Raw genomic sequence first — 26,613 nt, 5'->3', positions numbered from 1 at the left:
TGACTATGCGTATCGATATTGATGCCTTTAATGTGCTGCAAGTATTGGTGGAAGAGGGCAGTTTTGCTAAGGCGGCGGAGCGGTTACATAAGGCGCAATCAGCCGTGAGCTATCAAGTTAAAAAGTTGGAAGAGCATTTAGGAGTGCAGCTTTTTAGCCGTGAACAATATCGTGCTGAATTGACCCAAGAGGGGCGCGTAATTTTGGCTGAAGGGCGAAGATTACTGCAACACCTTGCAAACATTGAACATCTCGCTAGTCGCTTTAGCGAAGGTTGGGAGCCAAAGCTTGAATTAGTCATCGATGGTGCTTTGCCGATGGAACCAATTATGAGCGCCTTAAAGCGTATGGCAGAGCATCAGATCCCCACTAAAATTCAGCTCAATATGGAGTTTTTAGGCGGCGTGCAACACAGATTTGAGCGTGATAACGCTGACTTGATGTTAGTAAAAGATTATCGCACTGGCCCCTATTATCATCCGCAGCCTTTGCCTGCTATCACCAGCGTGCTGGTGGCCAGTGCTTCGCATCCTTTATCTTTTATTCGCACAATTAGTTTGTCTGAACTGCAACAACATGTGGAATTAACCATTGAAGACTCATCACCCAATAAAAGCTATCGTGATGAAATGCAATTTGGCGGAGATAAAGTGTTTTATCTGTCCGGTTTTATCATGAAAAAGAATGCCCTTTTAAAAGGCTTAGGTTTTGGCTGGTTACCGGACTTTTTAATACAAGAAGAGTTGGCCAAGGGTGAGTTAGTTGAAATCGACTTTGTTGGTGGTAGCCGGTTTACGTTTACTCCACAACTTGTTTCGACATTAGAGCGTCCGTTAGGCCGTGCAGGACAGCTGTTTACGGAGTTAATTTTAGAAGAGTTTGCTAAGACAGAACAATTTGATGGTGTTGGTTTGGGTTGAAAAACTGCCATGTTTCATCGCTTAAACCACGTTTTTGATAGATAGGTTTTTAGGCTAGTTGGCAGGGCCCTTCTGTATGGTTAATGAGTTTTTTAATCGTTTTTAATTGTTCGCTGAATACGTCTTTCTATTATTTTAGCCATCAGATACATGACTAAATAACCCGTACCTAAAGCTAAAATAACGGCGACAACATTCTCTGTGTGGAGGCGATAAAGATAAAAAGTGCCAACCAGCACCGCGATACCGGCGAGCCGAATGAGTAGACTTTGGGTAAAATAACCGTGGGCTTTGATATAGGCCAACTGGTAACCATTGAGCATCATAAAAATAAAAAACATGGAGAAATGCAGTAATACGGGCGCCGCTTTAAGGTATTGCTCGGGGAATAACCAAGCAATGAGAGTGTTGCTACCAAACAGCATTAATATAAAAAATAAGCCACTGACTAACAAAGATATTTTAATAAGCCATGACTTAATCTGTTGCACCTCAATAACACGCTTTTCTCGCACGCACACTGCAATTTCGGGCAGTACAAAACGATAAATCGGAAAGACAAATAGCAAGGTGAGGTAAGTGATCATTGGTCGCACCACGACTTGGAAATCCCCTAATTCATCTATGCTGAAATAGGCAATAGTCAATAATACTGTGATGTAAATCATCAAGATACTGGCACCAGCCTCCATAGACGCCGTTAGGCTTTTTTTCATAAAACTGCGTAAATCGGTATCAAAATGCACAGCCCCTAAGGGCGGTGTTGCGATATCCTTACGTTTTTTAAAATACATATATAAGGCAATGATAAGCGATGATAGCGTCATGCTATAAAAGAGTGATGCGATTGCAGTTTGCTTTAAAGCATAAAAACAGATCAAAAAGCTGACGACTTGCGCGAGGGGTTCTAACCAAGTGACTTTGTTGGATATGGCATAGAGCCGATACATCGCAATTTGATTAGTAAAGTAAACCTTAAACCCCATGCTTAATACTATGCCAACCAATTGAAAATATTCTACATTAAGTTGAAGTGTATGTTTGATGTAAGGTAGAACTAAACCCCAGGTTAACAAGACAATCGCGATAAGGCAGTAGCGAAAAATATTGGTGATGTCCATATCTTGCTTGGTTTGTGAGTAGGCCACTACCATAGAGGAGCGAAATCCGGTCATGAGGATTAACGACAACGAGATGATATCAATAACCGTGTGATACAGCGCTAAATCAGCTTTGGCAACCCATTGGGCCAACCAAAGTTTAAATAGAAAACCCACAGAAATACTGGCCAGCGATGCCCAGAATCCCGCAATCACTGCTTGCTTAACCCGTTGAAGTGAGGTGCTTTCCATTGTTCAAATCCAGCTTTAGTCTGCGGTCATGATAGGGATGTTATGGGCTACTAAGTGGTAGCTTTAGTCCGTTCAGTTTTTTGGCTGCGCGAGTGATAGCACATCTCTTATTCGATTCGATGTAACGTACTGAGTAAAAATGGTTTTAAGGTGCTTAGCTTCCGTATTGGTTAAAACGCTTAGCACTACCCAAGAAGCTTAATCGCAGTTAATACGCATATTAATTAGCAGAGTCTAGCATTCAGCTAATCGCTGACCAAGTATCAGATAGTAAAGATATGATAAATATCAACATGTTATTTTATTGTAATTATGGTCGTTAACCTGCGGCAATTTGGGAGAAAAATAGAAATACAGATAGAAAATGGATTATGAAAATATTATAGGGATAATTGCACGCCCGAATAAGAACTGAGCGTGCTCGTAAAAGTACATTTATTAGCCATTCAACCAACGTCTAGTGTGACTATTCGGTAATAATATTGACGATGTCGAGAATCTTGCGACTGTTGTTATCGAGTTTTATCCATGCGTCTTCAACTTGAATTCTCACAATGCCATCTCTGTTTAAGGGCTCTACAATGTGGCCGCGATGATAAATATCATATTCAAGCACATCACCACGATGAAGTCTTTTATACCAGCCGGAAGGGAGAGGCTTACCGTAGTAGACTTTTTTGTAGTGTTTATGCCCATTGTAGTGTTTGTGTTTGTGTTTATGTTTGTGGTCATCATCATCATCGTCGTCATCATCATATTCATAATAGTGTTTATGGCCATTGTAATGTTTATGCTTGTGGTCATCTTTAGCGAAGGCTGTAATAGATGTCATTAAGCTGAGCACGAGTCCTGTGATAACAACAGCAGTTAATTTATTCATATGTGGTTCCAAATACATTGATTTAATGCGGTGACGATAGTGTATTTAAAATGAACCCTAGCTGAACGTTTCTGAGTAATGGTGCTTAATTCAACGAGTAAGCATGAGCACAGCATGCCATTGTTCAGCTGTTACAGGTTGAATACTGAGCCTTGATCCCTTAGATACTAAATACATGTCAGCTAATTGTGGGAGTGTTTTTATTAAGCTTAATGGAATAATGTCGTTAAATTTTTCCACAAAGCGAATATCAACGCTTACCCATCTTGGTTGAGCGGGATCAGATTTAGGATCAAAATATTTAGAATTAGGATTAAAGGCAGAGCTATCGGGATATGGACGCGTAACCACTTCGACAATACCAACAATACCCGGCACTTTGCAGCTTGAATGGTAAAAAAATGCTTGGTCGCCAACCTGCATCATATCGCGCATAAAATTACGCGCTTGATAGTTACGTATACCATGCCAAGCCTCCGTTTGGTTTGGGCAGGCCATAAGATCATCTATGCTGAACTCGTCCGGTTCTGATTTCATAAGCCAGTAATTCATCTTGTATCCTTCTATATCAATTATCAGTAAAGCGTCTGAATTGTGTGAGTTTATCTTAATTTAATGGCCTGCCACAGTTAAGTGCACTGCGGTCTATATGGATATGATTAAGTTGCGGTTCAGATTACAGGGTTTACCTTGAATTTATTGATTATGTAAAGTCGTTTGCAAAGACAAAAGTATTGTACTGATGTTTTGTTAAAGTTGATGGCAACCAAGACTCATGGGGTATTTATGGGAACGTTACCAAGAGTGACCGATTGCGGTTTATACACTAAATATTGTCAGGATTTTACCGCGGGTGAGGCCAATGTAAGCCATGGTCGCATGCTGGAATTTATTAATGATCTGACAACAGAAGGTTGGCTATTAGGCAATTTTAATTGGGATTATTGGTATAATAACAGTTACTTGGTGGCCAAACCCGACTATATTCGTGATGCAACTATTGCTCAGTGCCAATTGCTGTTAACAGCAATGACACGATTGGAGGTGTTTAGCCCTGGGGTACTAGAAAACATGCGTCGCCAAGGAATCTTATTAGCCATTGTTGAACGGCTGCAAAACCTCAATGTATCTAAATCTTCCATACCTGTTGAGTTGATGGCTGGTTAATTGTAGATGTTAAGATATTGTATTTATATGGTTTATCTTACTCTTTAGTCTAATAATGTACTTTTTTACTTGTGACATGCTATATGCATTGGTTAGTTTAAATCTGCTAATCATAATAATAAATGCACGGAGGCCTTCATGTCAGTCCTAACTACCAGTACAGTTACTAGCCCGCTCAACCTCAGTGAGTTTCACGGTGTGTTATCGCCTAAACTCGTTGAAAAAACGATAGGTCAATACCTTGACCACATCGCTGCAACTTATCCAGAGCAATTGGCGGTTGTCGTTCATCATCAACATATTCGCTGGAATTACCGTCAATATCTTGCACAAATTGACGCTTTGGCCACCGGGCTATTAAAACTGGGTATTAAGACCGGAGATAGAGTCGGTATTTGGTCACCCAATAATATTGAATGGTGCCTAACCCAATATGCGACCGCTAAAATTGGCGCCATCATGGTGTGTCTTAATCCTGCTTATCGCCCAGAAGAATTGCAATATGCGCTCAGTAACGTGGGTTGCCGCGCAGTAATTTGTGCCGATAAGTTTAAATCCAGTAATTATCTTGAGATGCTCTATGAATTAGCACCTGAGCTAACCACTTGTTCCGCAAGTAAATTACGGACAAGTGCCTTACCTGAACTTGAGTTTGTGATCCGCATGGGGGCAGATAAGTCTGTTGGGATGCTTAATTTTAATGATTTGCTCGTCGATGTGAGCGCTGATGATAGGGCGGCACTTGAGCGTATCGGTAAAGAGTTAAGCCCATACGATGCCATTAATATTCAGTTTACCTCTGGTACCACAGGTAGCCCGAAAGGCGCGACCTTATCCCATCATAATATTTTGAATAATGGCTATTTAGTCGCAGAGGCGATGAAGTTTACCTGTAACGATAAATTGTGCATTCCGGTGCCTTTATATCACTGTTTTGGCATGGTGCTCGGCAATTTAGTGTGTTTGGCCAAAGGTGCTGCGGCAATTTTCCCGGGTGAATCCTTTGATCCGCTGACAACCTTGCAGGTGGTTGAGTTAGAGCGTTGTACAGCTCTGCATGGCGTCCCTACGATGTTTATTGCCGAACTTGAACACCCTGATTTTGCTCAGTTTGATTTACGTTCATTACGTACTGGTGTTATGGCGGGAGCGACGTGTCCTGAAGAAGTGATGCGCCGCGTGCAAAACCTCATGTTTATGCAGCAAGTACTGATAGGTTATGGTCAGACAGAATGCAGTCCACTCAATCATATTACCGAAATTGATTCATCGATTGAGAAGCGAGTCCTCACCGTTGGCCGTGCTTTGCCCCATACAGAAGTGAAAATTATCGATGAATTTGGTGATGTGTTACCGATTGGTCAACCCGGTGAAGTGTGTAGTCGTGGATATTGCATTATGCAGTGTTATTGGAACGATCCTGTAAAAACCGCAGCAACAATAGACAGTGCTGGTTGGTTACACTCGGGTGATATTGGCCAAATGGATGAACAAGGCTACGTACAAATTGTTGGCCGTATTAAAGATATGATTATCCGCGGCGGCGAGAATATTTATCCCCGTGAGATTGAGGAGAAACTTTATACCCATAAAGATGTGCAAGATGCAGCGGTTTTTGGGGTAGAAAGCGATAAATACGGTGAAGAGGTGTGTGCTTGGATTAAAGTACGCGCTGGAGCGACAATTACTGAGGCCGATATTCGTCATTTCCTCACTGAGAAATTTGCTTACTTCAAGGTGCCACGTTATATCAAGTTTGTTGATCAGTATCCGATGACCGTGACGGGGAAAATTCAAAAGTTCAAAATGCGCGAGCTAATGTACCAAGAATTATATGAAGATATTAATGGGTAAATTGGCTTAACTTGAGTGAAATAGGCTCAATAATATTTATAGGATTTTTACAATATAAGCCGCATTATGCGGCTTATATTTTAACCGTGTTTATTGTTCAGCTTATTGCTAAAATAATCGGTCAACACGATCACCATTTCTAGTTTATTTCTCACATTCAGATGCCTATGTAGCATTATTGTTAATTTAAATTCCTCATCTTTAGCTTCATGGTTATAATCATAAAACGAATAAAAAAGTGTTAACTCATTAACGTTAAAACCTAAATTACCTATGGTTGATATAATTAATTTTAAGCTGACTAAGGAATTACGTATGGTGTGGCGGCGCTCAATGGCGATGTTATGTTGCCTCATTTTGATGGGGGTAAGTATCACCAAAGCGGATACGTTAAAGCTCACATCTTTACTCTGGCCGCCTTATTCTGGACCATTACTAGTGGAGCAGGGCGCGAGTATTGCCGTGGTGCGAGCAGCATTAAAAGTGATGGGACACCAACTAGAGGTAGATTTTTATCCTTGGAGCCGAACGGTCAAATTAGCCTCTATGGCTCACTCTGATTACCTAGGCTATTTTCCTGAGTATTATTATGAGACTGAAAATTTTATTTTTTCTAAGTCGATTGGTGTCAGCCCTTTGGGGTTAGTAGAGCAGAAAGCGCATCCAATGAACTGGAACGTTATTGAAGATCTCAACCGTTATACCTTAGGTGTAGTGAAAGATTATGTGAATATTCAAGCTGTTGATTCTATGGTTTTATCAGGGGTTCAACCGATTGAAGCGGTCACATCGGATGAGCATAATATCAAAAAAGTGGCTGCTGGGCGCATCGATGCCGCAGTAATGGATGTTAACGTATCGCACTATTTGCTCAAACAAAAATCGTTACAGCCTTTGGCGGATAAGTTGCAAATTAATCGACATATTCTTGCGAATAAACAGCTTTATATTGCCTTTCGTAATACTGATGAAGGCCGTCGCTGGCGAGATACTTTTGATCAAGGATTAGCGCAAATTGATGTTGAGAAAGTTATTGAAGCAGCGCTCTATAACCAACATTAGTTTTTAATATAAAAATGCAATCCACTCTTAAGAATGAATTGCGTGGGTAACAACGTATAAATAGTTAATAAGTTGATGTATTAAACTTTTGCGACTACGGTTTGGCCAATGGGTGTGAGGCTAAGCAAGGCCAGTTTAAGATGTTGGATCCCAAAGGGAATACCAATAACCGTAACAAAACAGGCTAAAGCATGGGCTAGGTGGCCGATGGCTAACCATATACCAAATAGTAAAAACCAAATAATATTACCTAGCATACCGAGGGTACCGGTACCCAAATCCTCCCGCCCTGTTAAATGACGACGATTGATTTGTTCTTGACCAAAGGGCCAGAAGGCCATTTCACCGATAACAAAGCAAGCGCGGCCAAAGGGTATACCAATAATGCTGATAAAACATAGGATCCCAACGAACCACCATGCGAGTCCCATCACAAATCCGCCCAGCACAAACCAAGCAATGTTAAATATTAAGCGTAATAACGACATCGTAAATTCCTTATTTTTACCTTGTTAAATCACATAGTAAGCGCAGATAAATCAATCATGAGTTTAGAAGAAGCGAGAATTGTGCCAACTATTAAGTATAATTAAATCATTGCCTTATAGGTGTGCATTTTGAGAGTGTAGTATTTTTCACTAAATTTTAGTGAAACATTGCATTTACTCGATGAATAATTACACTAGCCATCAACTTTCATGGCTTAAAAAGCCTGAGTATCACATTGTTTGAGTGTCTTATGTTTGCAAATACTCCTGTTGATATTTTTTCTTTTGCTGATCGAGAGATTTTTCTCAAGCGTGATGATCTGCTGCATCCAGCATTTAGCGGTAACAAGGCGCGTAAATTCGCTTATTTTTTAGATCATGATTTTGCTGGTATCAATAAAGTGATAGGTCACGGATCGCCCTTAGCTAACTCACTGTATTCTTTATCTGCGCTGGCAAAACTAAAAGGTTGGCAGTGTGATTTTTATGTTGATCATATAGCAAGCCAAATTATTAAACATCCCACGGGAAATTATGCTGCAGCATTGGCTAATGACGCCCATATTATCGATTTAAGTGACATTATGGCGCGAAGGCCTGCTTTGACTCCGCAACTTGAACTTGATACAGGCTCGCTGATTAATACTCGAACAACACTCGTAGATAAAGGCATAGAAGCGCATTTCAGCTGTCAAGATTATATCGAAAAAAATGTGTTAAAAAATGAGCCTACAGCATTGTTTATACCTGAAGGTGGGCGTTGCTCTTATGCTGAATATGGCGTGAGTATATTAGCCAAAGAGATAATGCACTTTGCTCAAGCTAATAAGTTGGACGATTTAACAGTATTTTTACCTTCTGGCACAGGAACCACTGCATTATTTTTAAATCAATCTTTTATTCGCCACCACACTAATATTCGAGTGAAAACGTGCGCAGTTGTTGGTGGGGATGATTATTTACGTTTGCAGTTTTCGATGCTTAATGCCGATATTAGTGAACATCCACAAATTATTAATACCGGTAAGAAATATCATTTTGGAAAACTTTATGCTGAATTTTATGTCATGTGGCAACGAGTGTGTGCCTCTGGTGTTGAGTTTGAATTACTCTACGACCCTTTAGGTTTTATTGTGCTTGAGGATTATTTACTACACGGTCATCGAGGTCCGCTGATGTATTTACATCAAGGTGGCTTACTGGGAAATGCAACTATGCTACCGCGTTACCAACGTAAATATGACAGAAATAATATTTAAATATTAAATATAGTCAGTATCAACATCATTATTTATTAAGGAACTAAACGATTTCTTTTGAGAATTTTATAAGTGCGTTCGCTGATATTTTGCAGATTTTTTAAATCCTTTAAGCCAGGTTCAGTATCGCTACATTGCCAATAGCTAATTTCGGTATCGAGCATCTCTAACATTTTTTTTGAGCATCCCAGACACTCACCTTGGCACATTTGTGCTTCTTCTAAATTGAGGGGGATTTTGTCTTTGATATTGCCGATCATGGTTTGCATTGCGATACGAGTAGTTGGCTTTGACATAGACTTGACCTTGAATTCTAAGCATACGCGTGAATATTAGTGGATGCTGGAATGGTAAAGTGTGATCTTGGTCTTGTTTTTTCATTTGGTTCGGCAGGTATCTGTGTGAGTAGAGATACAGCCTGAACCAAATGATTGTGTCATAGTGACATAGAAGGGATAGCGTATTTGTGACATTCGGCTATCAATTTACTGAAGTGCTCGGTGTTGTGAAAAGAATGGAAACCGATATTAAATACACTTAAGTAAACAATTACTGCGGTACTGGTGACTTATTTGTTAGCTGACAATAACCACTTCATAAAGCTAATGGCTTCTGTACGCTTAGAAAAAGTCTGTCTGTTTTTACCTTGTCTATCGGTAAAAGCAATTGATGTTTTATTTACTGAGATTGAATCTACAGGGAAGTTTACTGTAATTTCATGTCCATTAATTTTGTATGACATATGCCACACTCCTTTTTATTAATTCACCCTTGGGTGAGATAGTTGTTGCTATAAAATATCCTTAGCAATGTGCGAAAGATTTGTTCTATTGAGTATCGAGGTTACCCCATCTTTGATTCATTAATCAAGAGATGCTTAATCGATAAATAATTCACGCTACTAATTACGTCATGGAATAACTTAATTCTAGCAGTTGAACATAGTTTAATGACAATACTATGACAACCAATAGAACAGTAAGTTCACATGCATAACAACATGATTTTTATGCTATCGAACAGCTTAGTTTAGGGGGTTTTACTTGTAGTAGGCTTTCTTTATGAGGACCGAACTCTGATTGCTAAATATCAGGCTGGGTTAAAAAGGTAAACAACAAGGTGTATCTCAAAACAGTGCGCAGTATATCAACAAAAAAGGCATATGCAAGTTTAATTTTAAATAAATGTAGCTATTTATTTTTTATGTTGATTATAAGTGAATAAAGTCTATATATTGCTTTGATTTATAAGATAAAAAATACATTAAGGGTGATGTTTTTTTGTATGTGGCCACTATCGTTCAAGCCCCAAATGATGGTTTTGTTAATACTGAGGAAATTAAAAACCCATTTTAATAGAGTGTTTAAATGGGTTTTTAATCATCTGTGTGGCTAAATAACCTGAGCTCGGGATAAGCTCTGCGTCTCTACAGGTTATTTTCCCCTTTATCTACGTTAACTTTGCTACTAATAGCCCACTATTAGGTACGCAAACTTGCCTTGATAACGGAAAAACTACCTCTGTAGAGTTAATTTTTCGAATAAGGTAATAAGATTAATTAGTTACCACAGCCACTATCCCGAGTTCAGGTTAAATAGCTATTTGCAACGCTTAATCACTTAATAAATTAGTTCACCAATAGGATTAAGTAGCTTACTTATGCCCTTAGTAAAATGCAGTGGTGCATCTAACACTGTGTAACATAGGCATCCGTTAACCGTTTTCGGCGAGTGTTGATGCTGGCCATCGAGCACAATAAAATCTCCTGGCACATAGTTGCCATTTAGATCTGCAAACTCTCCTGCCAATAGGAGCGTTAATTCATACCCTCTATGGGTATGTTGGGGGATTTCACCTTGGGCATCAATATGCAGCAAGCTGGCACGGGTATTCATTTCATCAACATCAAAACGCATACGACTAACTTTACCCAAAATTTGCCATGGTCGGCTCAAATGCTGTCTAAATGCTGACGGAACAGTGTAATGCTGTTGTTTTATCTGAACCGCTAACGGTGCATTATTCGGTATATTTGTTGCAACTGGCTGAGCCATGATGTGTGCCATCATAGCGTCCATATCCAGTGCAGAGTCTTGAGTGGTGACATCAACGACCTCACTTGTCATCGTTTCTTCACCGGGATAAGCGCCGTAAATTTTAGGTTGGGCTAATACTAAATCTGCAACCTGTGCTGTTAACTGTTCAAGTTGTTGTCTACAGGTTTCGCATAAAGAACTGTGAGCTGAAACAGCCATTGCCATTGATAAAGGCAAATTGCCATTAGCATGGTTGACGAGTAGGTCTTGAGTGGGATGATGCTTAATCATTGTGTATCTCCAAAAAACTTTTCAACTTTTCTAGTCCTAGCCTTAAACGCGACTTTATCGTACCGATAGGCACTTTTAAGGCGTCAGCAAGTTCTTGTTGAGTGAGTTCTTGCATGTAGATACCTTGCACGACTTGCTTTTGTGCTAAGGGGAGGGCATCTAGATGCTTCAGGAGTTGAGCCGTTAGTTTATGATCGGGCTGTATATCGTATTCTGAGGTTGCATCACACAAAGGCCAAATATCATCGCCGAAGGTATCTTCCCTGTTGTGCTGTACGCGTCTTAGCATATCAAAACATTGATTACGCATGATGGTAAACACCCAAGTGGTCACCGCCCCTTTTTCTGCATTGTACAGATGAGCCTTAGTCCAAACGCTGGTCATGGTTTCTTGAACCAAATCCATAGCCAAGCCTTGCTGATTTAATCTTTGTAAACCAAAAGCACGGATCTTGGGCATAAAATGCTGGAATAGTTGTCCAAAAGCGGCTTTGTCTCTGTTGTCTGCGATTTGTAGCATTAACATCGCCAAAGCATCTACTTGTGACTCTAAGTTTGTGTGAGCAGGAGTGTCGTTATCCATAGCCGAGTTAGTCAGAGACGTAATGCGTCCATGATACCGATTTTGCCTGCTTTGTGATTGAATATTTTCCATTTCTCGCTCGTATCCCAGAGGCTAATGCTGAGTTTGATATTCGTAACGACAATATTGAGTGGCTTGGTTAACGTTTATAGCAACCTTTGCTGTCAAACTTCCAATCAATACGGCATGGATTATATAAAGGATCACTCACAGGATTATTTAATCACAGAACGCAATAAATCTCGGGCCATAATATGATCAGATGTATTAATACAACTATATTTTTCAGATGCTTGCACCGGCAATATTTCTAACCAGCGCTGGCATACCCAGGCTATATCATCAAACTGTTCGTCTTGATAATGCTTAAGGTGTTGCGGATATTCTTTAAGGATATTTTGTAACATCTGACTTAAATAACGCTCATCACTGGCAATGTGCGCGGTAGGCCAGTTGTCTATTAAGCTGACATCACCGCGTTTCAAACCATCGCTTTCGATGCTAATTTCATTCAGCTTAAAGCGTTGTGAGCCTTGAATGCTGACGCCTAACAGCCCATCGGCTAAGGTTTCAAAATCAATAATATGCACTAAGGTCCCAATGGATTGTATGGTGTTATTATCTTCTTCAAGCATACACAAACCAAAGCCTTGGCCGGACTTTAACGATTCGGCAACTAAACGTTTATATCTAGGTTCAAATATCCGTAGTTGTGTATAACCTTCGGGTAATAAACAGATAGGTAAGGGAAAAAGAGGTAATTTCATTGTGGCCTCTGGTGAACTTATGTTTCTATCATTACGTACCATAATGGCAGTTCGATCAGTAAAATTATTCAACAATAATTTATCCATAGTTAGAGGATGGCATGAAATTAAATCCATTTGAAAAAAAACTGGTGCAACATCCGTTACGTTTTTGGCTACAAAATCATGTCGAAGCACGCCTATTGACCTCGATGATGCCAAAACCTATGCCTTCTTGTGAGCGCGCATTAGAAATTGGCTGTGGATTTGGTAACGGCATTCAGTTGATCCGTGAGCATTTTGGCGCAGGCCATATTACGGCTATAGATATCGATGCTGAAATGGTCGCAGCCGCTCAATCCCGCTGGCAAGCTCGTCCGCAGGGGATAAAAGGGCTGAGTTTTTCTGTTGCTGATGCCACTCGTTTACCGTTTGCTGATAGTGAGTTTGACATAGTGTTCGATTTCGCCGTATTCCACCATATTCCAGATTGGCAAACGGCTATTAAGGAGGTCGAAAGAGTAATAAAACCCAACGGATATTTCGTGGTAGAGGATTTGTACCGCGCCGCAATTTGTAATCCGTTGAGTCGGCGCTTGTTTGAGCACCCTCAGCAGCATCGCTTTAATCACAGTGAATTACTCACTGTGATGCGCCAGACTGGTTTTAAGATTGTATGTGATAGAAATGTCTTTAATCTTGCGGGTATGGTGTTAGCGCAGAAAGTATCAGGTTAATTCATCATGGTGAGAGTTATGGAGTGCGGGCGGCAATTTTTTGTACGTGCTCATGCGATAAAATGGTATTGAGTGGATATCTGTACGGATAATCACGAAGTGAGAATCGCGCTTTGCCATGAATAAAGGTCATTTTTATATAAAATAGACCGTTAGCATAGTTCTTCATGTGAGTTTACCGCTATAATTTGGATTAATTCGTGGCATGTGGGGAAGGCTTTCCTCAATAGTAGAGAAGCAGCATTATGGCAAATATACTTGCAAACGTAGATCAAAGAACCAAGCTTGTGGGTGAAAACCGACTCGAGTTATTACTTTTCAGCATTAATTCGACACAATTATTTGCCATTAACGTTTTTAAAGTTAAAGAAGTGGTCAAACTTCCACCGCTTAATGCCATGCCAGGTAGCCATCCACACATTTCAGGTATTGCGAATATCCGGGGTGTTTCTATTCCTGTGATTGATTTACGTTCGGCTATCGGTTTTCGACCCGTGCCGCCAAATGATGATGCCAACATGATTATTACTGAGTATAACCGCAGTGTGCAGGGGTTTTTAGTCGGGAAAGTTGAGCACATTATTAATATGACATGGAGCGATATTTTACCGCCGCCTAAAATGGCTGGTCGTAATAATTATCTGACAGCGATTACACGTATCGAACATCAAGGTCATTCACAGTTAGTGTCGATTATTGATGTAGAGAAAGTGCTGGCAGAAATCATTCATTATGATATTAGCTTATCCGAAGGTGTACTCGATGAAACTTTAGCCCATGAAATGCCTGGCAGAAAAATTTTGATCGTAGATGACTCTTCAACGGCGAGACGCCAAGTGCGTGACACCTTAGGGCAACTGGGTATCGAAATTATTGAAGCATCCGATGGTCTGCAAGCATTGACGCTATTACAAAAATGGCGCGATGAAGGCAAGCAAGTCTCAAAAGAATTATTAATGATGATTACCGATGCTGAAATGCCAGAAATGGACGGTTATAAACTGACCTCTGAAGTGCGTAGCGATAAAGCGATGGCAGGTTTGTATATTACCCTCAACACTTCCTTAAGCGGCAGCTTTAACCATGCGATGGTTGAAAAAGTCGGTTGTGATAAATTCATTTCTAAATTTCAGCCAGATTTGTTGGTCGAAGTAGTACAAGAAAGATTAAGACAAATTATTAATCTTTAATATGGTTTAAGCCATCAATGGTCGACGATAAAATGATCGTTGGTGGCATTGGTTTTGATTGTTACCTTGCCATCGTGCGAATACAATTTGAAGCCAAACTTAGCTTATCAAATTGTTAGTCTTTGAACAGTTATAGATATGTTAACTAAAACATTTTACTAAGCTTTTCAAGCATAGACATTTCAATCAGAGGGTTAAGTCGGCCTCGACATCTTGTAATACTTGGCGTTTCATTTCTTTGGCAGCTGCAATATGAATACGGGCGAGCCTTAAGGCGTAGTTGAACCTTACTCGGCCGACTAGACGGACAAGTTCGGCAAAAAACTGGGGATCTAAGGTGAATTGAGTTGAATAGTACTGAATGGCAGCATGGACTGAGTTGAAGGTTACGCCATCAAACTCAAACCCAGCATTGTAGCCTTGGTCGTCAATTTCTTCGCCTTCTAATGCCAACGGCCAACCAGGCGCATTGATACGGTCGCGGGCAATTAAATACATCATCCAAGCGCTTTTCTTAAAGCCTTCAAATACTTTACAGGAAAACTCAGACTCAGCGAGTTCTTCTTCGGTCCAATTAATTCCAATAGCGAGATGTTTAGCATAGATACGCATTAGCGCATCTTTAACGGCCATGCGGCAATCCCAAATTGAACTCAGTGTATGTTGTTTGGCTAATCGCAGGCATTCACTACAAGCAGGTACCGCTAAAGAAGGGTGCGGCGTATGTGCATGCTGAATATATTCGAAGTGTTGATAGCTAGGTTCGCCACAAAACCAACAGCTATGGCGTTTATCGAAAGGGATATCAATAAGTGGGATAGCAGACATCAAGGGTTGAGCACCTCAATCCTTGATGTGTTTAATGGTGTATTGAAGCAATTAAACTTCTTCAACATCAACCAAATCTTTCGCTAAAACAATAGGATCAAGCTCAAGACAGTCTTCGTCAGTCTGCCAGTCGACACCGATCAACACACCATCATCGTTGAGATCAGACACCCAGTATTCTAAAAACTCTTCTAATGGGATAGCAATTGGCTGGTAGTCTTGCCATTCATCGCTGCAATGGGATTTTGCAGTTGCTTCGCTTGACCATAATGGCATCACATCCGTGTCTTCAAATTCTGAAGAATCACAAACGACCCAGCCTTCGCCAGTTTCATCCATTAGACCCCAAAGCGTCTGATGTTGTTTTACATTTTTGATAAAGCCAGCCAAAGCCGTATTGATTTCAGTCATGATAGGTCTCTTTGATGTGTGCTGTTAACAAACCTATTATACGGTAACATGCTGCGATACCAAGGGATTCTTTATTAAGATTTTTCTGCTGTTTGATATCTGAGCAATATACCGCTGGTATAAGGTATTTAGCGTGATAAGGATTGTGTTACGCGCCGCTATGGGTCAGGATTATCAGCGATTGGTAGGTTTATCTTAATGAAGATAATCTAAGGGCGTTTTAATATGAAAATTTTTAAGGTTATTGGCCATTAAAAGAGACGGCTTATTGCTCACCTTTTATCTTGTTATGCCAAAGCGAATATTTCCTGAAGGTTAGGCCACCTTAAAAAGGTAAATGATTGTGTTGCTGTCACAACACATTGACGGTTGTGAAATCAAGTATTGGAGTTATTGATTTGATTAAAATTAAAGGGTTAACTTATTTGTTTGCGAGTATTGCCACCTGCGTGAGTTTGAGTGCTTGTTCTAGTGCGCCATCGGCGAATAGCAATACTAACGTAACGACAAATACTACTGAAACCAATCAACTGCCCGATATCAGTGCTAGCGTACAATTGAATGAAGAAGCCTTTCCCATGTGCTTGGCCCGGTTGCAAACACGTGCACGTGCAGAAGGATTGTCAGAGGCGACCATTAATTCGACCATTGCCAATTTACAATTTGTTCCGCGGGTGATTGAGCTTGATCAACAACAACCTGAATTTAGTCAAACCTTCGATAATTATTTCAGTAAACGCGCAACCGAATGGCGCGTTAATGAAGGTCGGCGTTTACTACAAAAACACCGCGAGTTACTCGATAAATTAGCCCAAGAATATGGGGTGCCGCCACAATATATATTATCTTTCTGGGGACTTGAAACTAACTATGGCTCCTATAAAGGAAAAATGTCGGTACTCAATTCATTGGCTACCTTAGCCTGTGAGCCACGCCGTAGTAATTATTTCACCATAGAATTAATGCAAGCCTTAAAACTGAAAGAAAAATATCAGTTTGATGATGACACTATGGTGGGATCATGGGCTGGTGCTATGGGTCACACCCAATTTATGCCGTCTGCCTATGCTAAATATGCTGTCGATGCGGATGGCGATGGTAAGGCTGATTTATGGAATAGCACCACCGATGCGCTCACCTCTGCAGCGAACTTTTTACAACATTTAGGTTGGCAACGTAACCAGCGTTGGGGGCGTGAAGTCCTATTGCCAAAAGATTATAACTACAACTATTTAGGTGCTAAACAGCCTTTACCGCTATCACAATGGGCGGCATTGAATGTGACGCAAGCTAATGGTCAACCTTTGCCTATGGTTGATATCCAAGCAGCGCTATATTTACCCGCAGGTCATACTGGCCCTGCATTTTTAGGTTATGAGAATTTTAATGTCATCATGCGTTGGAATCGCTCCGAGTTTTATGCCATTACAGTGGGTCACTTAGCTGACAGGATTAATGGCGGCCCTGCGTTAACTGTAAATCCACCAGAGCAGCCACGTTTAAGCCGTGAACAAGTTAAGCAACTACAAGCCAAACTCAATGAAATGGGTTTTGATGTGGGCAAACCCGATGGCGTATTGGGGCGTAACTCTACCGCGGGCATTCAAGCGTTTCAGCGCAGTAAAAACATGATTGCCGATGGTTTTCCAAGTCCAGAGGTTTTTACTGCATTAGGGATAACGTTGTAACTTGAGTGCGCCGGCATGTGGGCGGATAAAAAAGTGGAGTGAAAAGCCCAGTTTTGTTAAGCTCGGCCCACAATTGAAATCGAAGAAAATCAAAGGATATTCGATGAGCATTAAAGACGATATGGTTGTGCAGTTTAATTACACACTGCGTGATGAGAAAGGCGATGTGATCGAGAGCAACGAAGGACGTGATCCCATTGCTTACTTACATGGCCATGACAACATGATGCCTGGCGTAGAAAACGCAATTAATGGCAAAGCGATTGGCGAGAAATTTACCGTGACGTTACCTGCAGCAGACACCTACGGTGAACGCGTGGCTGATGCGGATGCACACCAACGTGTATCGGTTAAGCATTTAATCGGTGCCAACGTATGGAAACCGGGTATGGCTGCCGTGGTCAATACAGACCAAGGTCAACGCCAAGTGACTATCGTTAAAGTGGGTAAGTTTATGGCAACTGTGGATGTTAACCATCCATTAGCGGGCCGCGAACTGACATTTGATATCGAAGTTGTCGGTGCCCGTGACGCGAGTAATGAAGAAATTGCCCATGGTCATGCCCATGGTGCTGGTGGCCATCACCATTAATTTTTAAGCTTCGAGTTTGGCTCCTTTCTGTACACTAAGTTCAGAATGAGTGAATAAATCGATGATGAAAATTAGAAATAAAAAGCCCAAACCTAGGTTTGGGCTTTTTGTTTTATGGGTTTCAACACTTAACGTTTATCGAAACGGCTAATAACGTCATATATCACTAATCGTTCTTACTAACGCTAATGGCTATGTTCGTGCTGGAGTGGTTTGTCAGCAAACATGGCATCGAGGCTTGCTTGAGTTTGTGGATGGTAACCGGGGCGAGCATTGATATACACGTTTTTAGCCCAGTCATATTGTTTGGTACCAGCAAGTTTTTGGTATAAAGGTACAACTAAACGCATGCGGCCAATATTGGTTAAGTGTTGTTTTAATGCGGGTAATACCGCGTAATAACCATTGTCTAGTGCGAGTGAGTACCATGCAAAAGCAATCTCACTGTTGCCAGTACCAGTAAAATGGAACGCCTTATCTAGTTCGGCAAGTTTGGTTTGGTCTAGATTGATTCTTGGCATTTCATTAATGAATCGTAACCACTGATGAACAGACCAAGTGCTGGTTTTTAACTCGCTTGCACTGTGTTTACCATCTAACCACGTTTGTCTTTGGGCATCAATATCGTCAAAAGCGTGGGAATTTGGCGGCACTAAAAATGATGGTAAACCTTCACCTTCAATCCAAGTGTCGATTTCAGCTTCGCTGACAATGTTGGGGTATTTTTGGAGTAAATTTAAAGATAAATATTCACGGAACTGCGCTGTAGTAATACTTTGAAATGCAAAGTGATTAAAATAATTTTTGACAAAGGCATCAAAGCGTTCACGGCCAAATTTTTGTTCAAGAAAGACTAAAAATAACTGGCCTTTAACGTAAGGCACACCGCTAAAAGCCTCATCAGGCGATCGCCCGCCAAGATCTAAATGCAATACAGAGTCGCTAGAGTCAAGCTCTGCTAATTCGGCAATCAGCCCAGAATAGCCGATCGTTTGCTCCATTAGTGCTCGGTCGCTGCCATAGAGATCTTCCATAATACGATTCTCAACATAGGTCGTAAAACCTTCATTAAGCCAGAGATCGCGCCATGTGGCGTTGGTCACCAGATTACCCGACCAAGAGTGAGCAAGTTCGTGGGCAATGAGACTCACCAAGCTTTTATCGCCCGCGATGACCGTTGGAGTGATAAATGAAAGGCGCGGGTTTTCCATACCACCGAAAGGAAAGCTTGGTGGCAGAATGAGCAAGTCATAACGTCCCCAACGATAATCGCCATAACGCTTAGCAGCGATATCGATCATCTGTGGTGTGTCAGAAAATTCTTGACTCGCCTTATCAATAAGTTCAGGTTCGGCCCAAACACCAGAGATATCATTCAAGGGCGAAAACGTTAAATGCCCGGCCGCAATGGCAATTAAATAAGCTGGAATAGCCTGCGGCATAGTGAATTGCGTTTGGGTGCTAGACAGAATTTTTCGATCGGCACTCATCACCACAGTAATAGCTTTATCGGCGGTAATTGTTGCGCTATAGGTTTGGCGCACGGCGGGCGTATCTTGCAGTGGGATCCAGCTGCGAGCATGAATTGCCTGACTTTGGCTGAACATAAAAGGTAACTGTTTACCTTGGGTTTGCTCTGGAGTTAACCATTGAATACCCGAAGGATTATCCGATGTATGGTAATTTATTTTAACCTTTTGAGTATTTTCTTCAGTAAGGTTGATGCTCAGCGCTGCACCTTTAACGCCATCTGTTTTAGCTAAAGTGAAGGGCACACTGTGCCATTTACCGGCTGTATTCACAGCGCTTACACTACTAATGGTTAAATCTCGGGTATCTAAGATGAGTGTTTTACCCGCTTTATGCCAAGCTAAATCGAGGGTAGCTTCACCGGATAAGCGGTTTTGCTTAAAATCGACAGTGAGGGCAAGCTCGATATGACTCACGCTGACCTCTGTGTAATTAGCATAGGTCAACGCATCTTGGTTCTGTGGTATTTCTGTTGGTGCTAATGTGACTGCGAGCTCTGAGGCTGAAATATTAGGTGCGTTATTAGCGTGAGCAATGGGAACTAGTTGCAGCGCAAAAAGAAGCGCACTGCTAATGACCGTACGGTGAAATGACAACATTATTTTACAGCCTAATGATTAAGTGTTTTGGTTTGAATTCGGAGTGACAACCAATAGCAATTCTGTTTGGTTTTTATCAGCCCATGGGTTAGTGCACAAAAGTTTACCTGATAATTCACTCGATTTGTTATCTCACTGTTAGCTCAAATGTAATCAAACTTTAATCGCTCAATTACTGGTAGTGAAATGGCATCGGTAAAGTACAACAAGTTTGTTATGATGGCGGCGTTTTCACATAGGGCGATTATAAAAATGGTGTTAGATTTTTCACAGGGTAAGTTAATTGTCACTGAGTTTGAAGTACAAGTGCGGCTCAATGTTGCCAGTATCGTACTGCAAGTGAGTGCGGAAGATATTAGTTTAAGACGTCAGCCCCCTATGTTAATTGCCGATGGTGGCGGTGTGCGTTGGAGCTTAGTATTAGACTCAAATGCCCAGTTACGTGCGATTCAAAATGTGCTGGGAATGGACGCAGAATAAAGTACGCTAGAGTAGTACGGCGTATTTAATTTATAGATTGATCATCATTTTTAGTTGATGAATATTTAATATCGAATTGGGGATTTTTTAGTATGTCAGTTTCTCTTGAGCGTATTATGGTTGAGCCTAAAACACCAGCAACGGCCGTGGTTATCTGGTTGCATGGATTAGGGGATTCTGGCGCCGGATTTGCCCCCATTGTGCCAGCACTGGGTTTACCAACCGATCATACTATCCGTTTTATTTTTCCCCATGCACCAGAGCAAGCCGTGACCATCAATGGTGGCTATGTGATGCGCGCTTGGTACGATATTAAAAGTATGGATCTGCACGACAGAGCTGATATGCAGGGGGTTCTGGTATCAGAAAAAATGGTTACCGCATTAATCAATGAGCAAATCGCAGCGGGTATTGCGAGTCAGCGTATCGTATTAGCAGGATTCAGTCAGGGTGGGGTAATGAGTTTATTTTGTGGACTACGTTTCCCTGAATCGTTAGCGGGCATAATGGCATTATCGTGCTATTTGCCCACAGGAGATGTGTTGCCTACTGAATTAAGTACGGCTAATCGCAATACACCTATATTACAGCAACACGGTTTGCAAGATGATGTAGTGCCATTATCCGCTGGTACATTAGCAAAAGAAGCCTTAATCGAGGGTGGCTATAATGTTACGTGGCAAACTTATCCTATGCCGCATTCTGTGATCCCAGCGCAATTAAAAGAGATTTCTAAGTGGTTACTACAGCGATTTGAAATGTAGATATATCTAATTGCTGATAAAACAAGCATGCGGTAACGTTATATTTCCACGTGCTTGTTTTTTTAACGGGACAATTGTTTTATATTTAAATGTTTTTAAGTTACTTATAATAAAGGGTTTTTACTCTTCAGCATTGTTTTTTAATTGTGTTATCTGAATATGTAGATTTTTAAATAAAAGTTTATTTCCTGTACAAAACAAACCCATCTAAAAAAGTTCATAAAACCCCATGTCGACATCAATTTTTTAATAAAAGTGACACATATTGTCTTTATTATTTGTTATTATTCTTGACGCTGAGCTTGATGGAGTTCAGTAAAAAAATCATATGATAAAATAATTAAAATTAAGGGTTGATCTAATGAGAAATATGCTTATTAAAGGGCTCGTTGCCACTGCTGTTTTAGCGGCGCTTGCGGGTTGTAATAATAATGATGATGACAATAATGTGGCAACGACTTGTGCAGAAGCTGGCAGTGCCTGTACGACTTTTACGATTTTACACACTAACGATAACCATGGCCGTTTTTGGGAAAATAGTGATGGCGAGTACGGCATGGCGGCACGTAAAACGCTAATTGACAGTATTCGTACCGAAGTGAGTAAGAATGGCGGGCAAACTTTACTGCTTTCTGGCGGTGATATTAACACCGGTGTACCTGAATCAGATTTACAAGACGCGATCCCTGATTTTACTGGTATGAATAAAATTGGTTACGACGCTATGGCAGTGGGTAACCATGAGTTCGATAATCCATTGTCTATTTTAGACATGCAGCGTCGTCTCGCTGAATTTCCTATGTTAGCAGCCAATATTTACCGTAAAAATGCTGATGGTACTCAAGGCGAACGTTATTTTGAAGCCTATAAAGTATTTGATATGAATGGATTGAAAGTCGCGGTGATAGGTTTGACCACCGAAGACACGATTAAAATTGGTAATCCCGAGTATGTTAGCGATCTAATTTTTACTGATCCTAAAGTGGAAGTTGCTAAAGTCATTAAAGAAATTAAAGATGCCAAAACAGCTGACATTATTTTTGCCACTACGCATATGGGTCACTATGCCGATGGGCAAAATGGTAGCAATGCTCCTGGTGATGTTGCTATGGCTCGCGCACTGAAAGAAGGTGATTTACAAGTCGTTATTGGTGGCCACTCACAAAACCCAGTGTGTATGGAACCAGGTACTGACAACAAAGCCTATGCAGCCTTTAATCCGGGCGATGATTGTGCACCAGATAAACAAAATGGGACTTGGATCATGCAAGCCCATGAATGGGGCAAATATGTTGGTCGTGCAGATTTTGAATACTTTAACGGTGAACTGCATTTAGCGAGTTACAAGCTTGTGCCTGTTAACATGCGCAAACTGGATGATGAAGGTAAGAAGACAGCTGATTTAGCCGGTACTAAAATTGAACCTGACGCTGAATTAAAGGAGCTGTTGTCTTACTATCAAGAAAAAGGCCAAGATAAGTTAGGCGAAGTGATTGCGACGACCGATGCCCTGTTAGATGGCGAGCGCGCAAACGTGCGTAATAAGCAAACAAACTTAGGCCGTATGTTAGCGATGGCCCAAAGTGCTAAAGTGACAGCTGATTTTGGTGTGATGAACTCAGGTGGCGTTCGTGCTTCTATCCAGCCTGGCAATATTACTTACCGTGATGTGCTGACCGTTCAACCATTCGGTAACATGGTGACTCTGAACGAAATGACTGGCACTGAAATCGCGACTTATTTAGGTGCAGTAGGTAGTCTTGAAATTGGTTCAGGTGGTTATGCACAAATCACTGGCGTTAAAATGACTATCGACTGTGTGGCTAAAACAGCCACTATTAGTGATATTGGTGGTAAAGATTTTAGCCCTACAGCCACATATAAATTCACTGTACCTAGCTTTAATGCTGCGGGCGGTGACGGTTATCCTAAACTAGAAAGCCCAATTCAAACGGGTTATGTTGATGCTGACTTGTTATATAGCTTCTTAAAAGAAAAACAAACGATTGTTGCCGCAGATTATAATCCAGTAGGCGATATTGTTTATGAAAACTCAAAAAATGTTGAAGGTTGCCAACTCTAACGAGTAATAACTTTTTAAATAAAATGCCACTCAATAGAGTGGCATTTTTTATGGTTATTATTTAGTCGCATATTAAAATGTGAAAAAATGTAGCTTAATCCACGATTTTAAATAAAGTTAGCAACAAATGAAACTATATGTATCCCATCGCTGTATTGTAAGTTATTTTGCCAGCTATCTGTTAACAGGCTGATATACAATATCTATTCCTTTAAAACACTCATCACCTTTCTTTTGATATGTATCAATTTGTTTATATACGAAGCTGTTTGTTTTTTATTTGTTGACTTAAATGTGGCTCGTTAACATTATTGTCGCAACGAAGTTAAGTTCGTGACAAAAATATAAAAATTAAAAATAGCTTTTATTGGAATCAAGGAGTCATTGATGAGTTGTTTAACCTTAACGGCTAAAGCCGTGCGCGCTAGTTTAATTACTGTAGCAACAAGTAGTTTAGTTTTTTCTGGATTAAGTTTTGCTGCTGAAGAAAATACAAAAGTTGAACGTATTGAAGTTACCGGTTCTCGTATCAAACAAGTGGATATGGAAACAGTTTCACCTGTTACAGTTATTAACGCTGCCGATATTGCCATGACGGGCGAAAAAACCGTTGCAGATGTTTTGAATAACTCTGCAATTAATAGTTTTGGTTCTTGGCGTGGTATTTCCGGCTATGGTTCGGGAGCGAGTTCGACCAGTGATGTCAATTTACGAGGCTTAGGATCTTCAGCAACATTAGTATTACTTGATGGTCGTCGTATGCCGGGCACTAGCTCGAGCTCAGGCTCTGTGGCAGATACATCTTCAATTCCAATGGCTATTGTAGAACGTATTGAAATTCTTAGAGATGGCGCTTCAGCTGTTTATGGTTCTGATGCGGTTGCTGGCGTGATTAACATCATCACCAAGAAAGAATTCCAAGGAGTGCAGCTTGATTACAGTACTGAGCAACCGAGTGTAGAAGGTGGGGACGCCAATCGTTTATCAATTGCAACGGGTTACAATACAGACAAAGGCAACATTACATTAACCTATGAATATTATGATACTAAAGCTGTAATGGATCGTGATATTTGGAGAGTTAACGATCCAAGTTATAACTCTTTGAGTAGCTTTAGCTCGGTGCCTAATGGTAAAGCGGCTTCGAGTTGGGTCAGTAATGCGGATTTATGCCAACAAACCGAAAATACATCAATGGATGATGCGAGTGGTCGTTGTTTATATGATCCTGGCAGTGTGACTAAATTATTTGGTGACCAAACTCGTAATTCTGTTTTATCTAATTTCAACTATGAAATTACAGAAGATATTAAATTTAGAGGTCGGGCATCTGCTTCATTAGCGGAAACTGAGTCTCGTTATGCGGGCACGCCAGTATCGACTAATTACCCTGTAATGGATGCCGATAATAAATTTAATCCTATCGGTGAGGATATGACGCTTTATATGCGCGGTGCGCAACTTGGCGAGCGTGACACGTTAACTGAAACCAATAATTTTGATATTTTAGCCGGTTTCTTGGGCACGATTAATGTTGGCGACGGGATTGATTGGGAATTAAATGCTCAGCATGCTGCATCGACAACTAATAGCTTTAATTATAACTTGCTAAACGACGATATCATTCAACAGGGAATTGATTCAGAGCAATATGATATTTTTAATACCTCTGGTATGAATTATGAGCAGTGGAATCAGCAGATGACAGAACTGTATCGTAAAGCGGCGCATACAGGGGTTTATCAAGGTAAGTTTGAAAGTACACAGTTTGATGGATTGGCTTCTGCTTTGTTGATAGAAGAAGACGATTTTTCTGTGGCTATGGTGGGTGGACTTGAATATGAAATGATCAAGTTCAAGCAAACCAGCGATCCAGAGTCAGCAGCGGGAATTATTTCTGGTGGTTCAGGTGGTGATGATGTTGATGCCACACGCGATCGTAGTGCGGCGTATTTAGAGTTTCAAGTTGGTTTACCCGCCAATGTTGAGTTTTCTGCGGCAGTGCGTTATGAGCGTTATGAGCAGGAAGGTGCGTTAACTGGCCCTCAAGGTGCCGTGGTTAACTCATCAACTTTCGATGCCGTGGTGCCTAAGTTTGGTTTGAGCTGGCGGCCAGTGGACACTTTACTGTTGCGTGCGAGCTATGGTGACTCATTCCGCGCACCTAATATGAGCGAAATGTTCTCGTCTCAGTCTTTAAGTTTTGAGAAGAGTGTTGATTCTCTCTGGTGTAACCAATCTGGTAATGTGGATGCGATATATTGTAATACCAATAACCAACATAAAACTTGGTACGGCGGTAATCCAGATTTAGAAGCGGAAGAAGGTAATTCATTAACCTTGGGTGGCGTCTGGAACGTTAGTGATGCATGGAACTTAGAACTGTCTTATTACTCAATTACCTATGACAATAAGATTGAATCTATTGATGTCGATGATATCTTACGTGATGAAATCAAAAGTGGTTCATCTCCCTATGTTACTCGTGGCCCAGATGGTAAAATTGAATATATTGAAGCTGGAGTTCGCAACTTAGCGACAGTTGAAACCTCTGGTATTGATTTTGTGACGGCATACAACTTTGAGACCGGTTTTGGTGATTTCAATTTTAAGCTGGACTTGACGCATGTGCTTGACTTTAAAAAGCAAGATAATGCCGATGCTGAAATGATTGATTATGCGGGTCTGACTGATACTCCAGATTGGCGTGGTAACTTTGCCACAAGCTGGAAATATGACGATTTCTCAGCCGCTTGGACAGTTGTATATATCGGTAGCCAATCAGCGGGTTATTATAATGAGTTAGAAGAAACCGACCGTTATGTCGATTACTCTAGCTACTTTAAACATAATATCCAACTTGCTTATAGTCATGCTTATAACGGTTCAATTACAGTAGGGGTTAATAATGTGTTTGATGCTGAAACTCCACATAGCTACAACTATGCCGATTATCGTGATGTGAACGTAGGTTTATATGATGTGTTAGGTCGTACTTATTACCTGAGACTTAACCAAAAGTTTTAAGTTATCCGCCTCCCTGGGTAGCCCAAACCTCCGCTTGCGGAGGTTT

Annotated in this window: 25 protein-coding genes; 13 read left to right on the top strand and 12 right to left on the bottom strand. The window is 40.9% G+C overall.

The features are described from left to right. Positions 1-5 precede the first annotated feature (5 nt). Positions 6-920 carry a LysR family transcriptional regulator gene (locus C9I43_RS08635; RefSeq protein ID WP_076499499.1) on the top strand — a complete coding sequence of 305 codons (915 nt, stop codon included), beginning with the start codon at positions 6-8 and terminating at the stop codon, positions 918-920. 92 nt (positions 921-1,012) lie between these two features. Here the strand turns inward: C9I43_RS08635 and C9I43_RS08630 are convergent, their stop codons facing one another. The 3 genes from C9I43_RS08630 to C9I43_RS08620 all read right to left on the bottom strand — a co-directional run bounded on the left by C9I43_RS08630 (position 1,013) and on the right by C9I43_RS08620 (position 3,704). Beyond that, positions 1,013-2,272, bottom strand: a complete 1,260-nt coding sequence (locus C9I43_RS08630) for a polysaccharide biosynthesis protein (protein ID WP_107883175.1) — start codon at positions 2,270-2,272, stop codon at positions 1,013-1,015. A 466-nt stretch (positions 2,273-2,738) separates the two neighbouring features. Further along, the gene (locus C9I43_RS08625; RefSeq protein ID WP_107883174.1) at positions 2,739-3,152 is read right to left on the bottom strand and encodes a hypothetical protein; all 414 of its coding nucleotides are present in this window, start codon (positions 3,150-3,152) and stop codon (positions 2,739-2,741) included. Between the two features lie 90 nt (positions 3,153-3,242). Next, positions 3,243-3,704, bottom strand: a complete 462-nt coding sequence (locus C9I43_RS08620) for an EVE domain-containing protein (RefSeq protein ID WP_107883173.1) — start codon at positions 3,702-3,704, stop codon at positions 3,243-3,245. Positions 3,705-3,938: 234 nt separating this feature from the next. Here C9I43_RS08620 and C9I43_RS08615 point away from each other — a divergent pair, with 234 nt between their 5' ends. From C9I43_RS08615 to C9I43_RS08605, 3 genes are all read left to right on the top strand, one after another. Continuing rightward, positions 3,939-4,319: a DUF6508 domain-containing protein gene (locus C9I43_RS08615; RefSeq protein WP_107883172.1), complete on the top strand. Its 381-nt coding sequence runs from the start codon at positions 3,939-3,941 to the stop codon at positions 4,317-4,319. A gap of 138 nt (positions 4,320-4,457) precedes the next feature. Then, positions 4,458-6,173, top strand: a complete 1,716-nt coding sequence (locus C9I43_RS08610; protein WP_107883171.1) for an AMP-binding protein — start codon at positions 4,458-4,460, stop codon at positions 6,171-6,173. A gap of 315 nt (positions 6,174-6,488) precedes the next feature. After that, a complete protein-coding gene (locus C9I43_RS08605) occupies positions 6,489-7,235 on the top strand; it encodes a substrate-binding periplasmic protein (RefSeq protein WP_107883170.1) in 747 nt (248 codons plus the stop codon). A gap of 80 nt (positions 7,236-7,315) precedes the next feature. Here C9I43_RS08605 and C9I43_RS08600 read toward each other — a convergent pair whose 3' ends face one another. Beyond that, complete coding sequence (locus C9I43_RS08600) at positions 7,316-7,723, bottom strand: YccF domain-containing protein (protein WP_076499508.1); 408 nt, start codon at positions 7,721-7,723, stop codon at positions 7,316-7,318. Between the two features lie 251 nt (positions 7,724-7,974). Here C9I43_RS08600 and C9I43_RS08595 point away from each other — a divergent pair, with 251 nt between their 5' ends. Further along, a complete protein-coding gene (locus C9I43_RS08595; RefSeq protein ID WP_107883169.1) occupies positions 7,975-8,982 on the top strand; it encodes a 1-aminocyclopropane-1-carboxylate deaminase in 1,008 nt (335 codons plus the stop codon). 35 nt (positions 8,983-9,017) lie between these two features. Here the strand turns inward: C9I43_RS08595 and C9I43_RS08590 are convergent, their stop codons facing one another. From C9I43_RS08590 to C9I43_RS08570, 5 genes are all read right to left on the bottom strand, one after another. Next, a complete protein-coding gene (locus C9I43_RS08590; protein WP_076499510.1) occupies positions 9,018-9,278 on the bottom strand; it encodes a hypothetical protein in 261 nt (86 codons plus the stop codon). A gap of 272 nt (positions 9,279-9,550) precedes the next feature. Then, complete coding sequence (locus tag C9I43_RS08585) at positions 9,551-9,724, bottom strand: hypothetical protein (RefSeq protein WP_006082106.1); 174 nt, start codon at positions 9,722-9,724, stop codon at positions 9,551-9,553. Between the two features lie 877 nt (positions 9,725-10,601). After that, positions 10,602-11,309 (bottom strand): ChrR family anti-sigma-E factor, encoded by a 708-nt coding sequence (locus tag C9I43_RS08580; RefSeq protein ID WP_107883168.1) that lies wholly within the window; start codon positions 11,307-11,309, stop codon positions 10,602-10,604. Continuing rightward, positions 11,302-11,964, bottom strand: a complete 663-nt coding sequence (locus tag C9I43_RS08575; protein WP_181317867.1) for a sigma-70 family RNA polymerase sigma factor — start codon at positions 11,962-11,964, stop codon at positions 11,302-11,304. Before C9I43_RS08575 ends, C9I43_RS08580 begins: the two co-directional genes overlap by 8 nt. A gap of 143 nt (positions 11,965-12,107) precedes the next feature. Then, the gene (locus C9I43_RS08570; protein ID WP_107884094.1) at positions 12,108-12,659 is read right to left on the bottom strand and encodes an LON peptidase substrate-binding domain-containing protein; all 552 of its coding nucleotides are present in this window, start codon (positions 12,657-12,659) and stop codon (positions 12,108-12,110) included. Between the two features lie 101 nt (positions 12,660-12,760). Here C9I43_RS08570 and C9I43_RS08565 point away from each other — a divergent pair, with 101 nt between their 5' ends. Continuing rightward, entirely contained in the window at positions 12,761-13,375 is a 615-nt protein-coding gene (locus C9I43_RS08565) for a class I SAM-dependent methyltransferase (RefSeq protein ID WP_107883166.1), read from the top strand. Positions 13,376-13,620: 245 nt separating this feature from the next. After that, positions 13,621-14,565, top strand: a complete 945-nt coding sequence (locus tag C9I43_RS08560) for a chemotaxis protein CheV (RefSeq protein WP_076499516.1) — start codon at positions 13,621-13,623, stop codon at positions 14,563-14,565. A gap of 186 nt (positions 14,566-14,751) precedes the next feature. Here C9I43_RS08560 and C9I43_RS08555 read toward each other — a convergent pair whose 3' ends face one another. Both C9I43_RS08555 and C9I43_RS08550 read right to left on the bottom strand, forming a co-directional pair. Continuing rightward, a complete protein-coding gene (locus tag C9I43_RS08555; protein WP_107883165.1) occupies positions 14,752-15,393 on the bottom strand; it encodes a hypothetical protein in 642 nt (213 codons plus the stop codon). 51 nt (positions 15,394-15,444) lie between these two features. Continuing rightward, positions 15,445-15,804 carry a DUF2750 domain-containing protein gene (locus C9I43_RS08550; RefSeq protein WP_076499519.1) on the bottom strand — a complete coding sequence of 120 codons (360 nt, stop codon included), beginning with the start codon at positions 15,802-15,804 and terminating at the stop codon, positions 15,445-15,447. A 398-nt stretch (positions 15,805-16,202) separates the two neighbouring features. On the opposite strand from C9I43_RS08550, the gene C9I43_RS08545 reads away from it, so the two are divergent. Continuing rightward, a complete protein-coding gene (locus tag C9I43_RS08545) occupies positions 16,203-17,492 on the top strand; it encodes a lytic murein transglycosylase (RefSeq protein ID WP_181317866.1) in 1,290 nt (429 codons plus the stop codon). Between the two features lie 103 nt (positions 17,493-17,595). Beyond that, complete coding sequence (locus C9I43_RS08540) at positions 17,596-18,084, top strand: FKBP-type peptidyl-prolyl cis-trans isomerase (protein ID WP_076499522.1); 489 nt, start codon at positions 17,596-17,598, stop codon at positions 18,082-18,084. A gap of 185 nt (positions 18,085-18,269) precedes the next feature. On the opposite strand, the gene C9I43_RS08535 is transcribed toward C9I43_RS08540, so the two are convergent. Next, positions 18,270-20,213 (bottom strand): M1 family metallopeptidase, encoded by a 1,944-nt coding sequence (locus C9I43_RS08535; protein ID WP_107883164.1) that lies wholly within the window; start codon positions 20,211-20,213, stop codon positions 18,270-18,272. Positions 20,214-20,465: 252 nt separating this feature from the next. Here C9I43_RS08535 and C9I43_RS08530 point away from each other — a divergent pair, with 252 nt between their 5' ends. From C9I43_RS08530 to C9I43_RS08515, 4 genes are all read left to right on the top strand, one after another. Next, the gene (locus C9I43_RS08530; protein ID WP_076499767.1) at positions 20,466-20,693 is read left to right on the top strand and encodes a DUF3389 family protein; all 228 of its coding nucleotides are present in this window, start codon (positions 20,466-20,468) and stop codon (positions 20,691-20,693) included. Positions 20,694-20,785: 92 nt separating this feature from the next. Then, entirely contained in the window at positions 20,786-21,457 is a 672-nt protein-coding gene (locus C9I43_RS08525; RefSeq protein ID WP_107883163.1) for an alpha/beta hydrolase, read from the top strand. A gap of 361 nt (positions 21,458-21,818) precedes the next feature. Next, positions 21,819-23,540, top strand: coding sequence for a bifunctional UDP-sugar hydrolase/5'-nucleotidase UshA (gene ushA, locus C9I43_RS08520; protein ID WP_107883162.1), 1,722 nt, complete (start codon positions 21,819-21,821; stop codon positions 23,538-23,540). 387 nt (positions 23,541-23,927) lie between these two features. Continuing rightward, complete coding sequence (locus C9I43_RS08515) at positions 23,928-26,567, top strand: TonB-dependent receptor (protein ID WP_107883161.1); 2,640 nt, start codon at positions 23,928-23,930, stop codon at positions 26,565-26,567. The last annotated feature ends 46 nt before the right edge of the window (positions 26,568-26,613 follow it).

The sequence above is a fragment of the Shewanella morhuae genome, from assembly GCF_003028295.1.
GTDB classification, from domain to species: domain Bacteria; phylum Pseudomonadota; class Gammaproteobacteria; order Enterobacterales; family Shewanellaceae; genus Shewanella; species Shewanella morhuae.
This window is presented reverse-complemented; position numbering and strand designations above follow the sequence as displayed.